The organism is Streptomyces sp. NBC_00726 (assembly GCF_045161735.1).
Classification (GTDB): domain Bacteria; phylum Actinomycetota; class Actinomycetes; order Streptomycetales; family Streptomycetaceae; genus Streptomyces.
The window spans coordinates 3,675,649-3,696,234 of sequence record NZ_CP108983.1 but is presented as its reverse complement, the minus strand read 5'-3'; the positions used below and the strand labels follow the sequence as shown (position 1 = coordinate 3,696,234).

Sequence of the window (20,586 nt, the reverse complement as noted above, 5' to 3'; positions counted from 1 at the left end):
TCGACGTCCACACCCGTTGAGCCAACCTCGGGCACGCCTTCCGTAATCCATTCTGCGGGATCGCCGAGAGGCGCGCGGCCGAGAACAACCGCCGGTGGCGCGCTACGCACGCTACCCTCTCCGCCGCTCCCCGCCCACCTGCCGTCCGAAACGCCGCCGTTTCCGCCCCCGCGCAAGACCGTTTCCGGCCCCCGCGCGCGCCCCTTCCCCGCCCCCCGCACACGATCGTTTCGCGCCGAACCCGGCGCCGCGCGCCCCACCCCGGCACTGACCCGACGGGGCGGTCCCGGCCGTGCCCCGGCGGGATGCCGGTTCGCACGGCCCGGTCCTGGGGCACTATGACCAAGTGGCTTCAGCCAGGTCGCACGACGGTCCCGGCCCGCTCCGCAGTGCGGGCCGGTCGATCGGTCATGCCCTGCGTGTCCCCTTCACCGGCACCGCCCGCTCCATCCGCAAGGCGACCCACGCGCACGGCGCCGGCGAGAGCGGTCTCGGCAAGCTGATCGAGCTGCACGCGGTGAACGGCGCGGGCGATGTGATGATCACCGTCGCGCTCGCGTCCACCGTGTTCTTCTCCGTACCGACCGACCAGGCGCGCGGCCGGGTCGCGCTGTACCTCGCGGTGACGATGGCGCCGTTCATCCTGCTGGCCCCGGTCATCGGCCCGCTCCTGGACCATCTGCCGCACGGCCGCCGGGCCGCGATGGCGGGATCGATGCTGGCTCGGGCGGTGCTGGCGCTGACCATGTCGGGCGCGGTCGCCACAGGTGACCTGGAGCTGTACCCGGCGGCGCTCGGCGTACTGGTCTGCTCGAAGGCGTACGGAGTGGTGCGCAGCGCCGTCGTACCGCGGCTGCTGCCACCGAAGTTCTCGCTGGTGAAGGCCAACTCGCGGGTGACCCTCGCCGGGCTGCTGGCCACCGGGGCCGCCGCGCCCGTCGGGGCCGGGCTCCAGACGATCGGCCCGCAGTGGCCGCTGTACGGCGCGTGCGCGATCTTCGTCGGCGGCGGCTTCCTGGCGTTCACGCTGCCGCCCAAGGTCGACTCGGCGAAGGGCGAACGCCGGGCCCAGCTCGTACCGCCGCACGGCGAGAGCGCACCGCGGCCGCCCTCCGGAACCGGAACGAAGACCGGGACCAAGAACGGGTCCAAGACCGGGACCAAGACCGGGGCCAAGGGCCGCGAGCGGCGGCCCGGTCTGCGGTCGGTCGGTCCGTCCGTGCTGCACGGCCTCCAGGCCAACGCCTCGCACCGCGCGCTCTCCGGGTTCCTGATCTTCTTCCTGGCGTTCCTGCTGCGCGAGCACCCGCTCGCCGGGCAGAGCGCCGCGATCTCGCTGGGCATCGTCGGCGTGGCGGCGGGCGTGGGCAACGCGCTGGGCACGGCGGTCGGCTCCTGGCTGCGGGCGCGCGGCCCGGAGATCATCGTCGCCTCGGTGCTGGGCCTGGCCCTGGGCGTGGCCGTCCTCGCGGCCGTCTTCTTCTCCACGGTCATGGTCGCCGCGCTCGCCGCGACGGCGGGGCTCACGCAGGCGCTGTCGAAGCTGTCGCTGGACGCGATGATCCAGCGGGACGTACCGGAGGAGGTGCGGACCTCCGCGTTCGCCCGCTCCGAGACGGCGCTCCAGATGGCCTGGGTGGTGGGCGGCGCGATCGGCATCGCCCTCCCCCTCAACGGCGTACTGGGCATGTCCGTCGCCGCCGGGCTGCTCGCGCTCGGTGCTTCCGCCTCCGTACGGGGGCTGCTGGGCGCCGCGCGGCGCGGCTCGCCGCACCCCCGCGTGGCGTGAGCGGGAGCGACCGATAGCCTTCGGCCCATGACCGTTGCGTTCTTCTCCGGTAAGGGCCGTCGAATCGGCGTCGCTCTTGGTGCCGTGTCCGCGGGACTCCTCGTCCTCTCCGCCTGCGACAAGCCGACGCCGCTCGCCACCGTGACGGTCGGCGACAACTCGGTGAGCTCCGAGGCCGCCTGCTACAACGACGGCAAGGCCCTCAAGAGGTCCGAGGCCGAGAAGTGCCTCAACAAGGAGGCGGAGAAGACCGTCAAGGTCGCGATGTCCGACACGGTGCACTTCGGGGTCGACCCCGAGATCGCGGACAACGGCTGGACGCTCTTCATCGACGGCAGCAACGCCGAGCAGGAGCCGTTCAAGAAGACCTACCGCTCGATCTCGGGCAGCGCCTTCTTCTCCAGCCGGACCGGCGAGGCCGCCGCGAAGGACACGCAGATCAGCGTGGTGGAGACCAAGGGCAACGACGTGATCGGCATCTGGCACTTCAAGCTGGTGAAGACCGACTGACGTGCGCGTACTCGTCGTGACCGCGGTCCCGGTGGAACGGGACGCGGTCACGCGTGCGTACGGGGACGAGCCGGCCGTCCACCCGCTCCGCGGCGCGGAGATCCACCGCGCCGGCCCGCTGGACGTGCTCGCGGGCGGCGTGGGCCCGGCCGCGTCGGCGGCGTCGACGGCGTTCGCGCTGGCGGCGGACCGCTACGACCTGGTGATCTCGGCGGGCATCGGCGGCGGCTTCGCCCCGGTCGCCCCGGTCGGCTCGCTGGCCGTGTCCCGCCGCGTCGTCGCGGCGGACCTGGGCGCCGAGACCTCCGCCGGCTTCGTGCCGGTGACCGAGCTGGGCTTCGGCCGCGCCGCGCACCTCCCGCCCCGCTCGCTCGTCCGGGCCGCCGCCGAGGCGACCGGGGCGGCGGCCGGCGACATCCTCACCGTCTCCACGGTCACCGGCACGGCGGACCGCACCGCCGCCCTGCTGGCCGCCCACCCGCAGGCGGTCGCCGAGGCCATGGAGGGCTTCGGGGTCGCGGAGGCGGCGGACCTGGCCGGCGTACCGGTCCTGGAGCTCAGGGCCGTGTCGAACACCGTCGGCCCGCGCGACCGCGACGCCTGGCGCATCGGCGACGCGCTGACCGCGCTGACCGAGGCGTTCGGGAAGCTCATACCCGTACTGGAAGGCTGGACCCGCCATGACCGAGACGACACCGCAGGCTGACGCGCTGCGCATCGCCTTCTCGCCCTGCCCGAACGACACGTTCGTCTTCGACGCCTGGGCGCACGGCAGGGTCCCCGGCGCACCGGCGCTGGACGTCACCTTCGCGGACATCGACCTCACCAACGGCATGGCCGAGCGCGGCGAACTGGACGTGCTCAAGGTGTCGTACGCGGTGCTGCCCTGGGTCCTGGAGGAGTACGCGCTGCTGCCGTGCGGCGGGGCGCTGGGCCGGGGCTGCGGCCCGCTCGTCCTCACCCGCGAGGCGGGCACCGATCTGACCGGGAAGACGGTCGCCGTACCGAGCGAGCGCTCCACGGCGTATCTGCTGTTCCGGCTCTGGGCGGCCGAGGTGGTGCCGGGCGGGGTCGGCGAGATCGTCGTCATGCCCTTCGACGAGATCATGCCCGCCGTCCGGGACGGCAAGGTGGACGCCGGTCTGGTCATCCACGAGGCGCGCTTCACGTACCAGAACTACGGCCTGCACAACCTGGCCGACATGGGCCGGCACTGGGAGGACACCACCGGCCTGCCGATCCCGCTCGGCGCGATCATCGCCAAGCGCTCGCTGGGCGCGGACACGCTGAAGCTCCTCGCCGAGTCCGCCCGCGCGTCGGTCCGGATGGCGTGGGACGACCCGGAGACCTCCCGCCCGTACGTCCTCGCGCACGCCCAGGAGATGGACCCGTCCGTCGCGGACCAGCACATCGGCCTGTACGTGAACGAGTTCACCGCGGACCTGGGCGAGGCCGGCTACGCGGCGGTCCGCGGCCTGCTGACCCGCGCGGCGGCGGAGGGCCTGGTCCCGCCGCTGGCCCCGGACGCGCTGTCGTTCGGCTGAGTCCGACGGCCCCGGGGGTTTCGGGGAGGGGGTCCCGGGCGGGGGAACGCCGGCCCTAACGGTCGCGACGCACCGGGTCGGCGCAGACCCGGTCGGCCAGCTTCTCCGACCTGGGGTGGCCGAGCTTCCTGCTCAGCTCGACCCGGTAACAGGCCGCCACTTCCTGGTGCTCGCCGGCGTCGCCGTAGCCCGCGTGCGCGGAGTACGTCACGACCGTGGCCGCGCCCTGCCGCGAGAGCCCGACGACCTCGATGCGCACGTATCTCGGCTCGGGCACGGCGGCGAGCCCGGCCTCGGTGAGCGGGCCGCCGCGCGCGGCCGCGAAGAGGCGGGCGTCGTACTCCTCGACGCCCTCCGACACATGAGAACCCGCCACCTGCCGCTCGCTCCTCATCGGGGGCGACGGCCGCTCGGGGAGCGTCGCCATCACCCATACGAAGCCGATGACGACGACGGCCGCGAGGGTCCCGCCGCAGCCGGCGATCGCGCGATAGGCCGCGGACTGACGCGGCGGGGAGTAGTCGGCGCTCATGGCGGTCCTTCGGTGCGTCGGATGGTGGTGGCTCCCATGCTGGGGCAGATCGGATTGCCCGGGTAGGGGAAGTCGCCCGATATCCATCGGCGGGACCTGCGGCCACATCATTGATGCCCGAGGGTTGTCGCACAAAGGCCACGGGAGCCCCGCATGACGATGTCCTTGGGCTTGGCCGGAATCGACTGGACGCCCCTCAGGATCGCGTCATTCTTTTCCCGCTTTCCGCTGGGCGGAAGTTGATTACCCTTGAATTATGCAGACCTGGCAAACGGCTGCCCATATCTGCGAACAGGGGATTCCATGAGCCCCTTTATGAGTCGGCACGGCCGCCACCCGATACCGATAACTCCCCGCACACCCCCGCCGCCAACCCCGCAGAGCATGACGTAAATACGTCAGCCGGGATGCGCATCGAGTAACCTTGGGGCGATTCGCGGGGGCTGACCGACATCCCCGAGTGCGATAACTTGGTTCACGCCACAGACTTAGCGATCCCCGGGGGGGGAAATGAGTAAGTCGGACATAGGTAACGGAGTCAACGAAAGAGAGCTAAGGCTCCTGCAACTCCTGTATTCCGGATATGAGGATGCCCGGGCGGCGCGCGCCCTGGGCCTGAGTCACCGCACCGTGCAGCGTGATGTGAAAGGGCTGATGCTCAAGGTCGGCGTGAACAGCAGGCTGGCACTCGGCGCACGGGCGCAGGAACTCGGCTGGCTCGACCGGACCCTCGGAAACAGTGAGGGCCGCCCCGAAGCACCGTGGGAACAGGGGGTGGCCGACCAGGAGGCCGCCTAGGGCCTGTCCGGCCCTGGCCGAGCGACGCCGGACCGGGGGCGGACACAGATGTGGGCGTCCCCGGCCGGGGACGCCCACATCACGATGCGTCGCGGCTACACGTCGAGCTGGTCGGCGACCGCTCTCAGCAGCCCGGCGATCTTCGCGCCCGCCGCCTTGTCGGGGTAGCGGCCGCGCTCCAGCATCGGCGTGATGTTCTCCAGGACGGTCGTCAGGTCCTGGACGATCGACGCCAGTTCGTCCGGCTTGCGGCGCTGGGCGGCCGCGACGGACGGGGTCGGGTCGAGGATCGACACGGAGAGCGCCTGGTCACCGCGCTGGCCGGCGACCACGCCGAATTCGACGCGCTGACCGGGCTTGAGAGCGTCGACCCCGGCCGGGAGCACGGACGAGTGCACGAAGACGTCGCTGCCGTCGTCGCGGGAGAGAAAGCCGAAGCCCTTCTCACTGTTGAACCACTTGACCTTGCCAGTCGGCAAAGCACGCACCCCATCTCAACCCGTATGCCGGAACGTATGCCCTCAGCAGGTCAGGCCGTCCTGTGGTCGCGCTCCCCTGCTGCGTGAAGCCTCCACAGGGGAAGTACCCCTCGTCAAGCCTGGTCATCCGGACTCTGTCCGGAAACGACACCTGCGCCACCCGGGCACGGTTCCGCCCCGCCCGGGAACTACCCTGACGAGGTGAGTACCTCATCTCCCGGCGCGGGCGACCGGCTGGTCCGGATCGGCGCGATCATCTTCTTCATCGGCGCCCTCTCCACCCTCGCCACCATGGCCCCCCTCTTCCTCGGCACCCATCCCCTGCCGTCCATCGCCTGGTCCCTCTGCATGCTGATGGGCGTCGGCTTCCTGACCGCGGCGGCGGGCGTGTTCCGCTCGGCGCGGGCGGGGTCGCGGGAGCGTTAGCCCAGGGCCTTCGTGTACGCCTCCAGCCAGGCGGGCAGTTCCGTGAGCGAGGCGAGGACCACGTCCGCGCCCGCCTCACGCAGTTCCTCCGCGTCGCACGGGCCCGTCGCGACGGCCACCGGGACGGCGTTCGCGGCCCGGGCGCCGCGCACGTCGCCGACGTGGTCGCCCACGTAGACCGTGGCGCCGTGCTCCTTCAGCGCCACTGCCTTCTGCTCGGCCCAGAGGTCGCCCGCGACGACGTCCGGCTCGATGCCGAGGTGCGCCAAGTGCAGCTTGGCGTTCGGTCCGTACTTGGCGGTGACCACCATCGTCCGGCCGCCGAGCGCGCGGATCGCTTCGATCGACTCCCGCGCGCCCGGCATGGCGAGCGTCGGCGTGATCGCGTACGACGGGTATATCTCGCGGTACCGAGCCGCCATCGCGGCCACCTGGCCGGCCGGGAACCAGTGCGCGATCTCCTGCTCCAGCGGCGGGCCCAGACGGCTCACCACCAGGTCGGTGTCGATCGTGGCGCCGGTCTCGGCGGCGAGCACCACGAAGGCGGCCTTGATGCCCGGGCGGGAGTCGATGAGCGTCATGTCCAGGTCGAAGCCGACCGTCAGCGGTGAAGGAGTCATGCCTCCATTCTGAAGGCCGTACGAGCCCGGCCGGGCGGCCCCTCTACCGACGCCTCGCCCGCCACATCAGGAACAGCGCCGAGGCCACCGCCGCCGCGCGGACCGTGACCGGCCATACGTCGCCCAGCGCGTCCTTCATGCCGTGCTCCGGGATCGGCGCGCCCCAGCGCCCGTCCAGGCGGCCCCAGAGCCAGACCAGGGCGGCCGCCGCGACCACGCCCGGGAGGCCCATCGCGGCCCACTTCGCCTCCGCGCGGGACAGCTTGCGGGAGCTGTACGCGAGCAGCCAGCCGCCCGCGAGGGCCAGCAGGGAGCCCATCGCGGCGCCCACCACGAGGAGGGCCGCCGCCAGCAGCAGCACGGGGTGGCCGAAGCCCCGGCGAGGCGCCGCCTCGGGGGCCGCCGGGGCCGCCGGGCGGGCGCGGCGGAACCGGCGACGGGCCTTCACCGGAGCCGCCTCCGCCTCCGGCTCCTCCTCATCCGGGACCTCGTCCTCCGCTTCCTCCTCCGGCTCCTCCTCCGCCTCCGGCGGCCGCAACAGCGCCGGGATCTCCACGCCGCCCCGGAACCCCGGCACCTCCGTCCCCGGTCCGAACTCCCCGAACGCCCCCGGCCCGGCCTCCCCGAACGGCCCGGGCTCATCCCGCCACCACTCGCCGTCACCGGCATCCGCCCCGAGCTCGTCCATGCCGAGCCGGTGCGGGGCGGAGTCGTCGGGACCGGTCCGGTACGGGGCGGAGTCGTCCGGACCCGCCTGCTGCGGCACCGAGGCGTCGGCGCCCGAGTCCGGCCCACGCCGCCCCACGCCCCGGAGACGCGCGCGGCGTGGTTCCGGGATTTTCGGAGGCTCCGGGGGCTCCGACGCCCCCGCCCGCGCCGCTGCCGCCACCAGGGCGTCCGGGGTGCCCAGGGTGCCGATGATGCGGCGGACCTGGCCGGGGGTGTGGGCCCCCTGGGCCTCGCGGCGGCGGTCGATTTCCGTGCGGAGCTCCGTCACCAGGCGCATTCGGGCGCCCGACGGAAGCTGTTGCTGCTGGGCCAGGTCGCCGACCCGGCTCAGGTAGTCGTAGACGAGCTGGTCGCTCTCGATCGCCACGCGTCGCTTCCCCTCGGTTCCCCGGCACCGGCCTGCACCGACGGTAGCGCCCTCAGGGCTGTCCGGAGCGGCTACCGTGGGGCGGATGGGGACGACCACACCACCGCGGACGCTCGCCGAGGCGCTGCGCGCCCGGGACGACGAGTCACTGGCCGGGCTGTTGCGGGCGCGGCCCGATCTCCTCTCCCCCGTGCCGGGCGACATCACGCAGCTCGCCACCCGCGCGGGCACCCGCGCGTCCGTCGTACGCGCCCTGGAACGGCTGGACCGGTTCGCCCTCCAGGCCGCCGAGGCGCTCGCGGTGGCGCCCGACCCGGCACCGTACGAGACGCTGCTCGGGCTGCTGACGGGGGACGGGCAGGACGACGGCGAGCAGCGCGACGACGTGGGCGCCGCGATCACCGAGGCGCTGCCCGGCGCGCTCGGGACCCTGCGGGAGCAGGCGCTCGTGTGGGGCGACGACGACCGGCTCCGGCTCGTCCGCACGGCGCGGGAGCTGCTGTCGCCGTCGCCGCAGCACCCCTCCCCCACCGGCCTCGGGCCGACCGTCGCCGAGGCGACCGCGGGCATGTCGCCCGGCCGGCTCCAGGAAATCCTGGCCGCCGCCGGGCTGCCCGCCACGCACGACCCGGTGTCCGCGGTGGCGGCCCTGACCGGGCTGTTCACCGACCGCGCCCGGATGGGCGAGCTGCTGGACACCGCGCCCACGGAGGCCCTGGCGGTGCTGGACCGGCTCGTGTGGGGGCCGCCGTACGGGGAGGTCACGCCGAATCCGACGGCGCCCGTGAAGTGGCTACGCGACCGGGGGCTGCTGCTGCCCGTCTCGACCCGGACCGTCGTGCTGCCGCGCGAGGCGGCGCTGCATCTGCGGGCCGGGCGCGCCCACCGGACGCCGGAGCCCCGGCCTCCGGCCGTGGCCGCCGTCGCCGAACGCGATCCACAGGCTGTGGACAGCGCGGCGGCCGGCCAGGCGTTCCTGGCGGTGTCGACCGTCGAGGAGCTGCTGAAGCACTGGAACGGCGGCGGCCCGGCCGTCCTGCGCGCGGGCGGGCTGAGCGTCCGGGAGCTGCGGAAGACGGCCGCCGCGCTGGACGTCCCGGAGCCGGCCGCCGCGTTCTGGGTGGAACTCGCTTACGCCGCCGGGCTGCTGGCCTCCGACGGCGAGGCGGACGAGCGGTACGCGCCGACGCCGGCCTCCGACGAGTGGCTGGAGGCGCCCGCGCAGGAGCGGTGGGTCACCCTCGCGACGGCCTGGCTCACCGCGACCCGGACCTCCGGCCTGGTCGGCGGCCAGGACGCGAAGGGGCGGGCGCTGTCCGCGCTCGGCCCCGACCTGGACCGTTCCGCCGCGCCCGAGGTACGCCACCGGGTCCTCGCCCTGCTCGACGCGCTGCCGGCCGGCACCGCGCCCGACCCCGAGTCCGTGCTCGCCCGGCTCCGCTGGGAGCGGCCGCTGCGCGGGGGCGCCACCGAGGGGACCACGGATCTGCGGTCCCGGATCGCCCTGTGGACGCTGAACGAGTCGGAGCTCCTGGGCGTCACCGGGCGCGGCGCGCTCGCCGGCCAGACCCGCGCCCTGCTCACCGAGGGGCCCGCGAAGGCCGCCGGGCTGCTCGCCCCGCTGCTGCCGGAACCCCTGGACCACGTCCTGCTCCAGGCCGACCTGACGGCCGTCGCGCCCGGTCCGCTGGAACGCCCGCTGGCCGGCCTGCTCGGCACGCTCGCGGACATCGAGTCCAAGGGCGGGGCGACGGTGTACCGCTTCACGCCCGGGTCCGTACGCCGGGCCCTGGACGCCGGGCAGACCGCCGCCGACCTGCACTCCTTCCTCGCCACGCACAGCCGTACGCCGGTGCCGCAGCCGCTGAGTTATCTCATCGACGACGTGGCCCGCCGGCACGGGCACCTCCGGATCGGCGCGGCCTCCTCGTACGTGCGCTGCGACGACGAGACCGTGCTCGGCGAGATCCTGGCCGACAAGCGGTCCGCCGCGCTGCGGCTGCGCCGGATCGCGCCGACGGTGCTGGCCGCGCGGGCCGACCCCACGTCCCTGCTCGACGGGCTGCGCGAGATGGGCTACGCCCCCGCCGCGGAGTCCGCCGACGGCGACGTCCTGATCACCCGGGCCGGGGCCCACCGCACCCCGCCCCGGTCCGCGCCCGCCCCCGTCCCCGAGGGCCCGCCCGTGCCGGACACCACGCTCCTCGGCGCGGCGGTCCGGGCGATCCGGGCCGGCGACGACGCGGCGACGGTCGTCCACGCCCGGAAGGACACCGCCGCCCCCGCGGCGCCGCCGGGCGCGCTTCCCCGTACCACCGCCGCGGAAACCCTGGTCACCGTCCAGGCCGCCGCGATGACCGGCTCCGCGGTGTGGATCGGCTACGTCAACGCGGAGGGCACCGCGAGCCAGCGCGTGATCGCGCCGGTCCGCGTGGAGGGCGGCTATGTGACGGCGTACGACCACACGGCGGACGAGATCCGCACGTATCCGCTGCACCGGATCACGGGTGTGGCGGAACTGGCGGAGTAGCCGCCCCGGGCGCTGAGGACGGGCCGGGTGCCCCCGCTCACCGCTGCACCAGCATCGCGCACAAGGTGCGCGACCCGCTGAAGACCGTCCAGCTGAGCGTCGTGCGGCCGGTGCGCCGAGGGCATTGGCCGTCGCTCAGCAACGCGGTGATGACCATGAGCGCGTTCTGGCCGGACGGCCCCTTCGTCCGGTCGCAGCCCCAGACGGTGAACAGCCGTCCGGTGCCCTTGAGGCTGCCGTCCGCCTGTTTGGTCAGGGCGGCGGGGAAGCACTGGCCGGCGGCGAACCGCCGGTCCAGGCACAGGGCGATGAGGGACCCGTCGGCGTTGACGTGGCCCCAGCCGTAACGGCCCGCGCCGTCGGGGCAGTTGCGGGCGGACGTGGTCACCATGGTCACCTGTGTGAAGGCGAAGCTCGCCGCGCAGTCGACGGCCTCGGGCCGGTCGTGGTTCAGCTTGCCCCAGCCGGCATCGAACACGTTGAGGCAGGTGCCGGCCCGGACGGACGCGAACGCCAGGTCGACGGGGTCCGGCGGATCGGGCGTGGGGGTCGGCGTGGGGGTGGGGGTCGGGCTCGGCGTGGGCGTCGGCGTCGGGGTCTCCGTCGCGTCCTGGTCCGGCTCCTCCTCGTCGTCCCGGCTGTCCGGCGGCGGGTCCCGGTGCGGCCGGGACGAGGGCTCCGACACCACGGATGCGGGCTTGTCGTCGTCGCCGCCCTGCTTCTGCCACGGCTGCCACAGGCCCAGCAGGAGGGCGACGGCCACGAGGCCGATCAGGACCGCGGACGAGGCGCTGACGAAGTACGTGCTGCTGATGTCCCGGCCGGCCATCGTGATCCGGGACCGCCCCGACGCCCGGGCGTCCATCCGGATGCCGCCGTCGTCGGCGTCGTCGGGGCCCCCTCCTGCGTAACTCAAACGATCACCCCTTCGTGATGTTGACGTCCCGCCCGGCCATCGTGACGCGGGCATGGCCGGAAGCAGTCGCCTTCATGGTGACCGTCCTCGGCGCCGCGTCGCCGGCGTCGGCCGGCCGCAGCTCGTCCATGACGCGCCGGAGTTCGGGCACCAGCTCCGGGTGGGCGGCCAGCAGCCGCCGGAGCCGGGCCGCCCACTCGTCCACGAGGCCCTGCGCCAGCTCCTCGTCGCCGGTGCGGCGGGCCGCGAGCGCGTCCGTGCGGGTGTCGGTCAGATCGGCCGCCACCCGGTCCGCGCGGTCGGGCTGCGCCCGTCCCCAGAGATCCGCCAGCGCCTGCCGGGCGCGCTCCCAGCCCGCCGTCGCCAGCCCGTCCACCAGCGTCGACGCCGCCTGACCCGCCAGAGCCGCCAGTTCGATCTCCATAGCCCACTCCCTGCGCTCGCTCGCCCATCGGGAAAACGTGTATATCGCCCCGAGTCATGGGGCCGTCACCGATTTGAGGACTTCCTGAGCCTGTACGCGCGCGGAGCCGGCGCCCGGGCCGGGGCACCCGCGCAAGGCCCTCCGGAACGGGCCGGGCCAACGACACACCGCCCGCCGATGCGGCACACTGGAGGTTTCCCCCGAGCCGGAAGGGCCAACGCGCGTGAGCGGACCCCTCATCGTCCAGAGCGACAAAACACTGCTCCTCGAAGTCGAGCACGAGCAGGCCGACGCCTGCCGGCGGGCCATCGCGCCATTCGCCGAGCTGGAGCGGGCTCCCGAGCACATCCACACGTACCGGCTGACCCCGCTCGGGCTGTGGAACGCCCGCGCGGCCGGGCACGACGCCGAGCAGGTCGTGGACGCGCTCGTGACGTACTCCCGGTACCCCGTACCGCACGCGCTGCTCGTCGACATCGCCGAGACGATGGACCGCTACGGCCGCCTCACCCTGTCCAAGCACCCCGTGCACGGGCTCGTCCTGACGACGACGGACCGGCCGGTGCTTGAGGAGATCCTCCGGTCGAAGAAGGTCCAGCCCCTGGTCGGGGCGCGGATCGACCCGGACACCGTCGCCGTGCACCCCTCCGAGCGCGGCCAGGTCAAGCAGACGCTGCTGAAGCTCGGCTGGCCCGCCGAGGACCTCGCGGGTTACGTGGACGGCGAGGCGCACCCGATCGAGCTGGACGAGGACGGCTGGGCGCTGCGCCCGTATCAGCAGCAGGCCGTCGACGGCTTCTGGCACGGCGGCTCGGGCGTCGTCGTGCTGCCCTGCGGCGCGGGCAAGACGCTCGTCGGCGCGGGCGCGATGGCGCAGGCCAAGGCGACGACCCTGATCCTGGTCACGAACACCGTCTCCGCCCGGCAGTGGAAGCACGAGCTGGTGAAGCGGACCTCGCTGACCGAGGACGAGATCGGCGAGTACAGCGGGACGCGGAAGGAGATCCGGCCGGTCACGATCGCCACCTACCAGGTGCTGACGACCCGCCGGAAGGGCGTCTACCCGCATCTGGAGCTGTTCGACTCCCGCGACTGGGGCCTCGTGATCTACGACGAGGTGCACCTCCTCCCGGCGCCCGTCTTCAAGTTCACCGCCGACCTCCAGGCCCGCCGCCGCCTCGGCCTGACCGCGACCCTCGTCCGCGAGGACGGCCGCGAGTCGGACGTGTTCTCGCTCATCGGCCCCAAGCGGTTCGACGCCCCGTGGAAGGAGATCGAGGCGCAGGGCTACATCGCCCCGGCGGACTGCGTCGAGGTCCGGGTCAATCTCACGGACTCGGAGCGGCTGGCGTACGCGACCGCCGAGGCCGAGGAGAAGTACCGGTTCTGCGCGACGACCGCGACGAAGCGGAAGGTCACCGAGGCGCTGGTGCGCAAGCACAAGGGCGAGCAGACCCTGGTCATCGGGCAGTACATCGACCAGCTGGACGAGCTGGGCGAGCATCTGGACGCCCCGGTGATCAAGGGCGAGACGAGCAACGCGCAGCGCGAGAAGCTGTTCGAGGCGTTCCGCCAGGGCGAGCTGAACGTGCTCGTGGTGTCGAAGGTGGCGAACTTCTCCATCGACCTGCCGGAGGCGACGGTCGCCATCCAGGTGTCGGGGACCTTCGGTTCGCGCCAGGAGGAGGCGCAGCGCCTGGGCCGGGTGCTCCGCCCGAAGGCCGACGGGCACGAGGCGCGGTTCTACTCGGTCGTCGCACGCGACACGATCGACCAGGACTTCGCGGCGCACCGCCAGCGGTTCCTGGCCGAGCAGGGGTACGCGTACCGCATCGTGGACGCGGACGAGCTGCTGTCGGACGGCTGAGGGGGGGGCGCGCGGGTGCGGCGGTCAGCGCCGCCGCACCCCCGCCTCCTCCGCGTACTCGCCGAGGACGACGACGCCGAAGGCGGCCTGCGCGAAGACCTTCACGGCACGCAGGGCGCCGGAGGCGCGGTTGTGGGGGTGACCGGGGGCCGCGGTGGCCCCGGTCCTTCGCGGGTCAAGGGTGACGGTGCTCATGTATCCATGGTGCTCCGGACGGGTACGCCGGGGCGTCGCCCCGCAGACGGAAGCGCGACGCCCCGCGCGTACACCTCCGGTCGCACGGCACCCCCTACGGGAGGACGGCGTCACCTAGGGGACGGACGAGCGACGAGCCTCGGAGCCGTAAAAAAGCATTCGCGCCCATCCCCCACGCCCCGGTACACTCCCCGGTCTGCCCGCCTCCCGCACCGTGGTACCGGCGGCCCCCGAGGGGCCCTTCCGGCAGCCGGGGGAGCGCCGCCGACCGGACGGAAACCGGCCGACACCGTACGCACGATCGATCCCCGAGCGGACCGCACACCCCCAAGGGTGAGACGCGGTCCGCCGTCCTGCGTTGAATGCCGGAGGCAACACCGTGCCCGCGCACGAATTCGAGAGCGACACCACCACCGACCCCCTCGCCCATGAGCGCGCCCATCTCGCGGCGTCCCGCGCCGCGCTGCGCGCCATGCGGGAGGACGCCCAGGCCCTGGACATCCGCGACGTCACCGCGAACTGGGTGAACGCGGCGGTGCTCCAGGCCCAGATCGACGAGCGCATCAAGTCGCTCGCGGACCTGGCCCACACCCCGCTGTTCTTCGGGCGCCTGGACTATCTGCACGTCGTCGGGGCGGAGGAGGCGGAAGGCGCGGAGGGCGAGCGGTTCTACATCGGGCGCCGCCATGTGCACGACGCACAGGGCGACCCGATGGTCATCGACTGGCGCGCCCCGGTCTCCCAGCCGTTCTACCGTGCCTCCCGCAAGGACCCGCTCGACGTCGGCCGCAGGCGCCGCTTCGGCTACACGGGCGGCGACCTCACCGCCTACGAGGACGAACACCTGACCGCCCCTTCCCCAAGCTCTGAAGGAGCAGGGGAGACCCCACTGGCCGAACAGACGAGCAAGCTGCTCCAGGCGGAGATCGAGCGCCCCCGCGTCGGCCCCATGCGGGACATCGTCGCGACGATCCAGCCGGAGCAGGACGAGATCGTCCGCAGCGAGCTGGGCGGCACGGTCTGTGTGCAGGGCGGCCCCGGCACCGGGAAGACCGCCGTCGGCCTGCACCGGGTGGCGTATCTGCTGTACGCGCACCGCGAGCGGCTGGCCCGCACCGGCACCCTGGTCGTCGGGCCGAACCAGTCCTTCCTGCACTACATCGAGCAGGTGCTCCCGGCTCTCGGCGAGCTGGAGGTCAAGCAGGCGACCGTCGAGGACCTGGTGACCGCGCAGATCGAGGTCCGGGGCACGGACGAGGCCCCGGCCGCCGTCGTGAAGGGCGACGCCCGCATGGCGGAGGTCCTGCGGCGCGCGCTGCGCTCGCACGTCACCCCGCCGACCGAGCCGGTCATGGTGGTGCGCGGCTCGCGGCGCTGGCGCGTACCGGCGTACGAGATCGAGGAGATGGTCCAGGAGCTGCTGGCCCGGGACATGCGCTACGGCGCCGCGCACGAGGCGCTGCCCCAGCGCATCGCGCACGCCGTCCTGGTGCGCATGGAGCAGTCGGGCGAGGCCCCCGACGACCGGGTGCAGAATTCGGTGGCCCGCAACCCCGCGGTGAAGGCGGCCGTGAAGGCGGTCTGGCCCGCCGTGGACCCGGCGAAGCTCGTCCTGCGGCTGCTGTCCGACGCGGAGTTCCTGGCGGAGCACGCGGAGGGGCTGCTCTCCGAGGACGAGCGGAAGGCGATCCTGTGGACCAAGCCGGCGCGCAGCGTGAAAACCGCCAAGTGGTCGGCGGCGGACGCGGTGCTGATCGACGAGGCGGCCGACCTGGTGTCGCGTACGCACTCGCTCGGCCATGTCGTGATCGATGAGGCGCAGGACCTCTCCCCCATGCAGTACCGCGCGGTCGGCCGCCGCTGCTCGACCGGTTCGGCGACCGTCCTCGGCGACCTGGCGCAGGGCACCACGCCCTGGTCGACGCGGAGTTGGGAACAGGCGCTGCACCACCTGGGCAAGGCGGACGCGCTGGTGGAGGAGCTGACGGCCGGCTTCCGCGTGCCGCGCGATGTGATCGCGTACGCCTCGCGGCTGCTCCCGGTGATCTCGCCGGGGCTGACGCCGGTGGCGTCGGTGCGTGAGTCGCCCGGTTCGCTGTCGGTACGGGAGGTGGGCGCCGACGGTCTGGACGCGGCGGTCGTCGCGGCCTGCGAGGAGTCCCTGACGCACGAGGGGTCGATCGGCCTGATCGCGGCCGACGCCCGCGTCCCGGCCCTGGCCGAGGCGCTGACGGCGGCCGGTCACGCGTACCTCTCCCCGGGCCAGGAGACGACCGCCGAGTCCCGGCTGACCCTGGTCCCGGCGTCACTGGCGAAGGGCCTGGAATACGACTACGTGGTGCTGGACGAACCGGCGGCCGTGGTCGACGGCGAACCGGACGAACGCACGGGCCTGCGCCGCCTGTACGTGGCGCTGACCCGTGCGGTGTCCGGCCTGGCGGTGCTTCACGCGTCGCCGCTGCCGGGGGTGTTGGCGTAACGGAGGAGCGGGGGCGGGAGGACCCTCGCGTCCACTCCCGCCCCCGCCCGGTCATCAACCTGCGGTGCAGGCCCGCCCGTTGAGCTTCACCGTGCCCGGGTCGGCCGCCGGCCCGGTGCGGCTGCTGTTGAACCCGAAGTCGATCGAGGCTCCGGGTGCCAGCGTCCGGTTCCAGGACAGCGGAGTGGCCGTCACCGTCCGTCCGTACTGGCCGAGTTCGGCGCTCCAGGTGTGGCTGAGCTTCTGGTCGCCGGGCAGCAGCCAGGTCAGGGACCACGGGGTGACGGCCTCGCTGCCGGTGTTCTTCACCGTGACCGTGGTGGTCGAGCCGGTGTTCCACGGGTGCGAGGAGTACGTCACCTCGCAGGCCCGCTCCGGGCCCGTGGCGTCGCCCGCGTCGTCCAGGTAGGAGGCGATGTAGGCCAGCGGGGCGTTCCAGTTGACGGCGACCTCGTTGGTCGCGTACGAGCCGTTGTCGTCCAGGTAGCACATCGCGGCCGCGCACCCCTTGAGCTTCGCGGCGGCCTCCGGGTCGCCCGAGGTCGGCGCGGTCAGGTTGGGCCCGCCCGCGAGGGACCCGGCGGGCGGGTGCGGGAGGGACGGGTCGGACTCGTGCGCCCAGAACCGGTGGTGCTGGTTCTGCGAGTACCGCTCGCCGTAGCCGGTGACGTACGACTGGTTGAGCGGGTTGCGCCCGAAGAGGTAGTCCGCGCCGCGCAGCACCGCGTCCCGGTAGCCGGTGTCACCGGTGAGGTCGGCGGCGGTCGCCAGCACGATCATGTTGTTCAGGACCTGGCTGTTCGAACCCCAGGCGTAGTTCAGGTCCTTGGGCGCGTACGGCACGCCGTACAGCTGGTCCTCGGTCTGCGCCCTGTACTGGTCGGCGGCGGTCGTCACGACGTTCCGTACGCCGGCGAGCTGGGCGGCCGTCAGGTCGTTCGGGACCGTGGCCAGGGTCAGCACGCCGAGCCCGGCGGTGCCGCCCCACCACATCCCGCCGTCGGCGGGGAAGGCCGCGTCCACGTCACCGTGCAGCGGCGAGCCCAGCAGCGCCTGCCGGTACGTGTCCTCGCCGGTCGTGGTGAACAGCTCGGCGGCGGCCCAGTAGAACTCGTCGCGCACGTCGTTGTCCTCGTACGTCCCGCCCCCGACGCCGTCGGCCGGGCTGGCGTACACCGCCGGATGCGCCCGCGCGGCGGCCCACGCCGTCTCGGCGGCGGTACGGCACCGGGCCGCGAACTCCGCGTCGAACGGGGCGTACAGCCGGGCGCACTGGGCGGCCGTCGCGGCGAGGTTCAGGGTCGCGGCGGTCGACGGCGGGTGCAGTTCGCGCTGCTCCGGGTCGAGTTCGGGCCGCATCGGGATGCCGGTCCAGTTGGCGTCGTGCACCTTGTGGTGGGCCATGCCCGCCAGCGGCTCCCCGGCCGGGACCTGCATGCGCATCAGGAACTCCAGCTCCCAGCGCGCCTCGTCCAGGATGTCCGGCACGTCGTTGCCGTGCTCGGGCACCCGCAGCGCGCCGTCGCCCAGCTCGGCCGCCTCCGCGCCGTCGGCCGTCAGCGTCCGCTCGTAGGTGTCCATCAGCTCGGCGACCGCGATGCCGCCGTTCACGACGTACTTGCCGTGGTCCCCGGCGTCGTACCAGCCGCCCCGCACGTCCAGCCGGTAGTCGCAGACGCCCGCCTGGCAGGGCACGTCCGTGTCGCCCTTGTTCGGCGCCACACCGAGGTGCCCGGCCGGCCGCGCGTACTCCTCACCGACCAGATCCGCGTCGATCGCGATGCCGCTGCGGTTCTGGTAGAAGTACGCGAGCGAGTCGGACCGGAGCCTGTCGTACAGGTCCGCCCGGATCGAGAACGGCTCGCTGACCTGCCCGTCCGCCTCGATCGTGAACCCGTCGCCGGTCGCGGTGGCGTCGCTGAAGTCGAAGGTGTGCACATTCTGCCGCGAGGTCGGGTCCTCGCCACCGGGCACGGTCGTCCCACTCGCGACGGTCTCCCCGTCGGCCGCCTTCAGCGCCCACGGCAGCGGATCGGTCGCGTCGGTCACCAGGGTGCCGTTCTTCGGCCCCTTCGGCAGATAGCCGACCTGGTTGACCCGCACGGGCGACCCGGTGTCCGGCTCGTACACGGGCGGCTCGGCGCCCCCGCGCAACGACACGTCGTCCACACAGAAGGTCGCCGCCTCCGCGCCCCCGCCGACCTGGAACGCCACCTGCGCGCCCTCCTGATCGGCGGCGGCCGTGAAGACGTGCGTGTAGACGGTCGCCTCGGCCCCGATCCGATCCGTCGCGGACAGATCAGTGGTGTACGGCTCCGTCGCCATCTGCACGTTGGTGTGAATCGACAGCGGTACGCTCGAACTCGCCGTGTACGTAAGGCTGTACGCCTCCCCCGCGACGAGCGGAATGTCGTTCTGCCCGACAATCGCGTCCCACGGGTTGGCGGTCCCGCCCGCCACCTCGGCACACAACCGCCCGTCCACGACGGCGACCGGCGCATTCGCCGTGGACCACCAGGGCGCGACCCCCGCGGAAAAGTCACCATTCACGACCTGCTCCGGAGCGGGATCACCGTCAGCGGCAACGGCACCGGGCGCGGTGAGAATGCCGCCACAGAGCGCGGCAACAGCCAGCACTCCGAACACACGGCGCCTTCGCCGAACGAAGGACGGGGGCGAGGAGACGTTCACCGGGAACCTTTCGTCGTGGGAGCCGAGACGTTGATGGGAGCGCTCCCACAACCGACGGGCATGCCGGGGAGGCGCGCCATGGGAGCGTTCCCATCGCCGCGAGGCCATTGTGGGGCGGGGGGCGGGGGTTGCGCCAGGGTCATGACAGGACGACGTTTTACGGTGGCGGGTTCTGGGGGGGGAGCCGGTCCGGGCGGGGCCGGGCGGGGCCGGGCGGGCGGGTGCGTCGGGCGACCCGTCGGGCGTCTCGGCGCCGGGCTCGGCTGGGCCCCTCGGCCCGCGATGGCCGGGCGGGCCCGGTCCGTCCCGCCTTTGCCGGGTGCGCCCCGAGCCCGGCCCCTGACTCCGGTCCGCCTTGACCTGGACCGCCGGGTCCGCGCTGCCGGCCTGCCCGGTCAATTCGAGCACCGCCGGCAAATTTCAGCCCCTCCGGCGCTTGAGGAGCGGGGGTGCGGGGGCAGCGCCCCCGAAACCACGGCGCAACGCGCGGGCGGCGCACCCAAGCCCACCCGATCCAGCCCCTCCGGCGCTTGAGGAGCAGAGGCCCGGCGGCGGCGCCCCCGAAACCACGGGGTCACGCGCAGGGGCAGAGCCCAGCACCGCCAACAACGCCGGCGCCACCCGGCAGCCCCAGCACCGCCACCAATTCCAACGCCGCCGGCAATATCAGCCCCTCCGGCGCTTGAGGAGCAGAGGCCCGGCGGCGGCGCCCCCGCGACGACGACGCGCGACGGGCGCACCCGGCGGCACCACACCGCCCCCGCCCCCGCCCCCGCCCCGGCCCCGGCCCCGGCCCCGGCCCGAAGGGCTACGCGTCCAACACCGTCCGCCACTCCCTCACCGCATCCGCGTCCACCGGCCCGCCCCAGCCCCCCGGCCGGGCCGCGCCGCCGATGTGGACGGCGTCGATGCCCGCGTCCAGGAGTGCGGGCAGGTGCTCAAGCCGCAGCCCGCCCCCCACAAGAATCCGCGGCTCGTATCCGGGCTCGCCCCGCCGCCCCGCCTCGGCGACCAACGTCGGTATCCCGGCGTCCACGCCGGCCGCCGCCCCGGCCGTCAGATACGTGTCGAGCCCGGGCAGATCGGCAAGCGCCTTGCGCAGCGCGTCCCGGTCGGCCGCCCGGTCGATCGCCCGGTGGAACGTCCACCGGCAGCCGTCCAACACGGCGACGAGGCGTTCGACCGCGACGAGGTCGGGGTTCCCGTCGGAGTCCAGGAAGCCGAGCACGAACTCGTCCGCCCCCTCCGCCCGCAGCTCACGCGCCTTGCGTACGAGTATCTCGACGTCACCGGCCGCGAAACCGTCGGCGACCCTGAGCATCACCCGCAGCGGAATGTCCACCGCGGCGCGGATCGCCGCGAAGGTCGCACAGGACGGGGTGAGGCCGTCCGCCGCCATGTCGGTGACCAGCTCAAGCCGGTCCGCACCACCCGCCTGGGCAGCGACCGCGTCCTCCGCGTCGAGAGCGATCACCTCCAGGACTGCACGGTTGCTCATGGGAACCCAATCCTCCAGGAAGCAGCTACAGGTCTAGTCCAATGACCCAGCCTACGGGGCGGTAGGCCGAGGGCGCAGCCCGACCGTGAACGTGAAGATACGCGAGGCCAAACGGCCGACGAGCGACCGACCGGCCCACCCCGCGCACACCACCAAGGATCACCCTTGCCCATACATAGGGGGTGGGGGTAT

The 20,586-nt window shown here is 73.4% G+C and carries 18 protein-coding genes; 9 read left to right on the top strand and 9 right to left on the bottom strand.

What is annotated here, in order from left to right:
* Positions 1–346 precede the first annotated feature (346 nt).
* Genes OG338_RS16565 through OG338_RS16550 form a run of 4 tightly spaced genes read left to right on the top strand, consistent with a single transcriptional unit; the run spans position 347 to position 3,843 of the window.
* Positions 347–1,789, top strand: coding sequence for an MFS transporter (locus OG338_RS16565; protein WP_405938054.1), 1,443 nt, complete (start codon positions 347–349; stop codon positions 1,787–1,789).
* A gap of 27 nt (positions 1,790–1,816) precedes the next feature.
* Positions 1,817–2,299, top strand: coding sequence for a DUF2771 domain-containing protein (locus tag OG338_RS16560; protein ID WP_405938053.1), 483 nt, complete (start codon positions 1,817–1,819; stop codon positions 2,297–2,299).
* A gap of 1 nt (position 2,300) precedes the next feature.
* Positions 2,301–3,005, top strand: a complete 705-nt coding sequence (locus tag OG338_RS16555; RefSeq protein WP_405938052.1) for a futalosine hydrolase — start codon at positions 2,301–2,303, stop codon at positions 3,003–3,005.
* Positions 2,980–3,843 carry a 1,4-dihydroxy-6-naphthoate synthase gene (locus tag OG338_RS16550; RefSeq protein ID WP_405938051.1) on the top strand — a complete coding sequence of 288 codons (864 nt, stop codon included), beginning with the start codon at positions 2,980–2,982 and terminating at the stop codon, positions 3,841–3,843. The genes OG338_RS16555 and OG338_RS16550 overlap by 26 nt, the downstream gene beginning before the upstream one ends.
* Positions 3,844–3,898: 55 nt before the next feature.
* On the opposite strand, the gene OG338_RS16545 is transcribed toward OG338_RS16550, so the two are convergent.
* Positions 3,899–4,375 carry a hypothetical protein gene (locus tag OG338_RS16545; RefSeq protein ID WP_405938050.1) on the bottom strand — a complete coding sequence of 159 codons (477 nt, stop codon included), beginning with the start codon at positions 4,373–4,375 and terminating at the stop codon, positions 3,899–3,901.
* 510 nt (positions 4,376–4,885) lie between these two features.
* Between OG338_RS16545 and OG338_RS16540 the strand changes: the two genes are divergently transcribed.
* Positions 4,886–5,173: a LuxR C-terminal-related transcriptional regulator gene (locus tag OG338_RS16540; protein WP_405938049.1), complete on the top strand. Its 288-nt coding sequence runs from the start codon at positions 4,886–4,888 to the stop codon at positions 5,171–5,173.
* Positions 5,174–5,268: 95 nt separating this feature from the next.
* Here OG338_RS16540 and OG338_RS16535 read toward each other — a convergent pair whose 3' ends face one another.
* Positions 5,269–5,652, bottom strand: coding sequence for a cold-shock protein (locus OG338_RS16535; protein ID WP_018101528.1), 384 nt, complete (start codon positions 5,650–5,652; stop codon positions 5,269–5,271).
* A 201-nt stretch (positions 5,653–5,853) separates the two neighbouring features.
* Here OG338_RS16535 and OG338_RS16530 point away from each other — a divergent pair, with 201 nt between their 5' ends.
* Positions 5,854–6,078, top strand: coding sequence for a hypothetical protein (locus OG338_RS16530; protein ID WP_405938048.1), 225 nt, complete (start codon positions 5,854–5,856; stop codon positions 6,076–6,078).
* Here OG338_RS16530 and OG338_RS16525 read toward each other — a convergent pair.
* A complete protein-coding gene (locus tag OG338_RS16525; protein WP_405938047.1) occupies positions 6,075–6,698 on the bottom strand; it encodes an HAD family hydrolase in 624 nt (207 codons plus the stop codon). The two genes, OG338_RS16530 and OG338_RS16525, sit on opposite strands and share 4 nt — an antisense overlap.
* A gap of 43 nt (positions 6,699–6,741) precedes the next feature.
* Positions 6,742–7,794, bottom strand: coding sequence for a hypothetical protein (locus OG338_RS16520; RefSeq protein ID WP_405938046.1), 1,053 nt, complete (start codon positions 7,792–7,794; stop codon positions 6,742–6,744).
* Positions 7,795–7,879: 85 nt separating this feature from the next.
* Between OG338_RS16520 and OG338_RS16515 the strand changes: the two genes are divergently transcribed.
* A complete protein-coding gene (locus tag OG338_RS16515; protein WP_405938045.1) occupies positions 7,880–10,324 on the top strand; it encodes a helicase C-terminal domain-containing protein in 2,445 nt (814 codons plus the stop codon).
* 37 nt (positions 10,325–10,361) lie between these two features.
* Here OG338_RS16515 and OG338_RS16510 read toward each other — a convergent pair whose 3' ends face one another.
* The gene (locus tag OG338_RS16510) at positions 10,362–11,240 is read right to left on the bottom strand and encodes a hypothetical protein (RefSeq protein WP_405938044.1); all 879 of its coding nucleotides are present in this window, start codon (positions 11,238–11,240) and stop codon (positions 10,362–10,364) included.
* Between the two features lie 4 nt (positions 11,241–11,244).
* Entirely contained in the window at positions 11,245–11,664 is a 420-nt protein-coding gene (locus OG338_RS16505) for a hypothetical protein (RefSeq protein WP_405938043.1), read from the bottom strand.
* Positions 11,665–11,887: 223 nt separating this feature from the next.
* Between OG338_RS16505 and OG338_RS16500 the strand changes: the two genes are divergently transcribed.
* Entirely contained in the window at positions 11,888–13,531 is a 1,644-nt protein-coding gene (locus OG338_RS16500) for a DNA repair helicase XPB (RefSeq protein WP_405938042.1), read from the top strand.
* Between the two features lie 24 nt (positions 13,532–13,555).
* Here OG338_RS16500 and OG338_RS16495 read toward each other — a convergent pair whose 3' ends face one another.
* Positions 13,556–13,726, bottom strand: a complete 171-nt coding sequence (locus tag OG338_RS16495) for a hypothetical protein (RefSeq protein ID WP_185992977.1) — start codon at positions 13,724–13,726, stop codon at positions 13,556–13,558.
* A gap of 379 nt (positions 13,727–14,105) precedes the next feature.
* Between OG338_RS16495 and OG338_RS16490 the strand changes: the two genes are divergently transcribed.
* On the top strand, positions 14,106–16,205 hold the full coding sequence (locus OG338_RS16490) for a HelD family protein (protein ID WP_405938041.1): 2,100 nt from the start codon (positions 14,106–14,108) through the stop codon (positions 16,203–16,205).
* 54 nt (positions 16,206–16,259) lie between these two features.
* Here the strand turns inward: OG338_RS16490 and OG338_RS16485 are convergent, their stop codons facing one another.
* Positions 16,260–18,896 carry a glycoside hydrolase family 9 protein gene (locus OG338_RS16485; protein ID WP_405938040.1) on the bottom strand — a complete coding sequence of 879 codons (2,637 nt, stop codon included), beginning with the start codon at positions 18,894–18,896 and terminating at the stop codon, positions 16,260–16,262.
* Positions 18,897–19,704: 808 nt separating this feature from the next.
* Positions 19,705–20,394: a copper homeostasis protein CutC gene (locus OG338_RS16480; protein WP_405938039.1), complete on the bottom strand. Its 690-nt coding sequence runs from the start codon at positions 20,392–20,394 to the stop codon at positions 19,705–19,707.
* Positions 20,395–20,586 lie beyond the last annotated feature (192 nt).

Excerpts from the sequence above, each read along its gene's own strand:
- OG338_RS16560 (WP_405938053.1), top strand. The coding sequence starts at position 1,817 with ATGACCGTTGCGTTCTTCTCCGGTAAGGGCCGTCGAATCGGCGTCGCT.
- OG338_RS16550 (WP_405938051.1), top strand. The coding sequence starts at position 2,980 with ATGACCGAGACGACACCGCAGGCTGACGCGCTGCGCATCGCCTTCTCG.
- OG338_RS16545 (WP_405938050.1), bottom strand. The coding sequence starts at position 4,375 with ATGAGCGCCGACTACTCCCCGCCGCGTCAGTCCGCGGCCTATCGCGCG.
- OG338_RS16540 (WP_405938049.1), top strand. The coding sequence starts at position 4,886 with ATGAGTAAGTCGGACATAGGTAACGGAGTCAACGAAAGAGAGCTAAGG.
- OG338_RS16525 (WP_405938047.1), bottom strand. The coding sequence starts at position 6,698 with ATGACTCCTTCACCGCTGACGGTCGGCTTCGACCTGGACATGACGCTC.
- OG338_RS16515 (WP_405938045.1), top strand. The coding sequence starts at position 7,880 with ATGGGGACGACCACACCACCGCGGACGCTCGCCGAGGCGCTGCGCGCC.
- OG338_RS16505 (WP_405938043.1), bottom strand. The coding sequence starts at position 11,664 with ATGGAGATCGAACTGGCGGCTCTGGCGGGTCAGGCGGCGTCGACGCTG.
- OG338_RS16495 (WP_185992977.1), bottom strand. The coding sequence starts at position 13,726 with ATGAGCACCGTCACCCTTGACCCGCGAAGGACCGGGGCCACCGCGGCC.
- OG338_RS16480 (WP_405938039.1), bottom strand. The coding sequence starts at position 20,394 with ATGAGCAACCGTGCAGTCCTGGAGGTGATCGCTCTCGACGCGGAGGAC.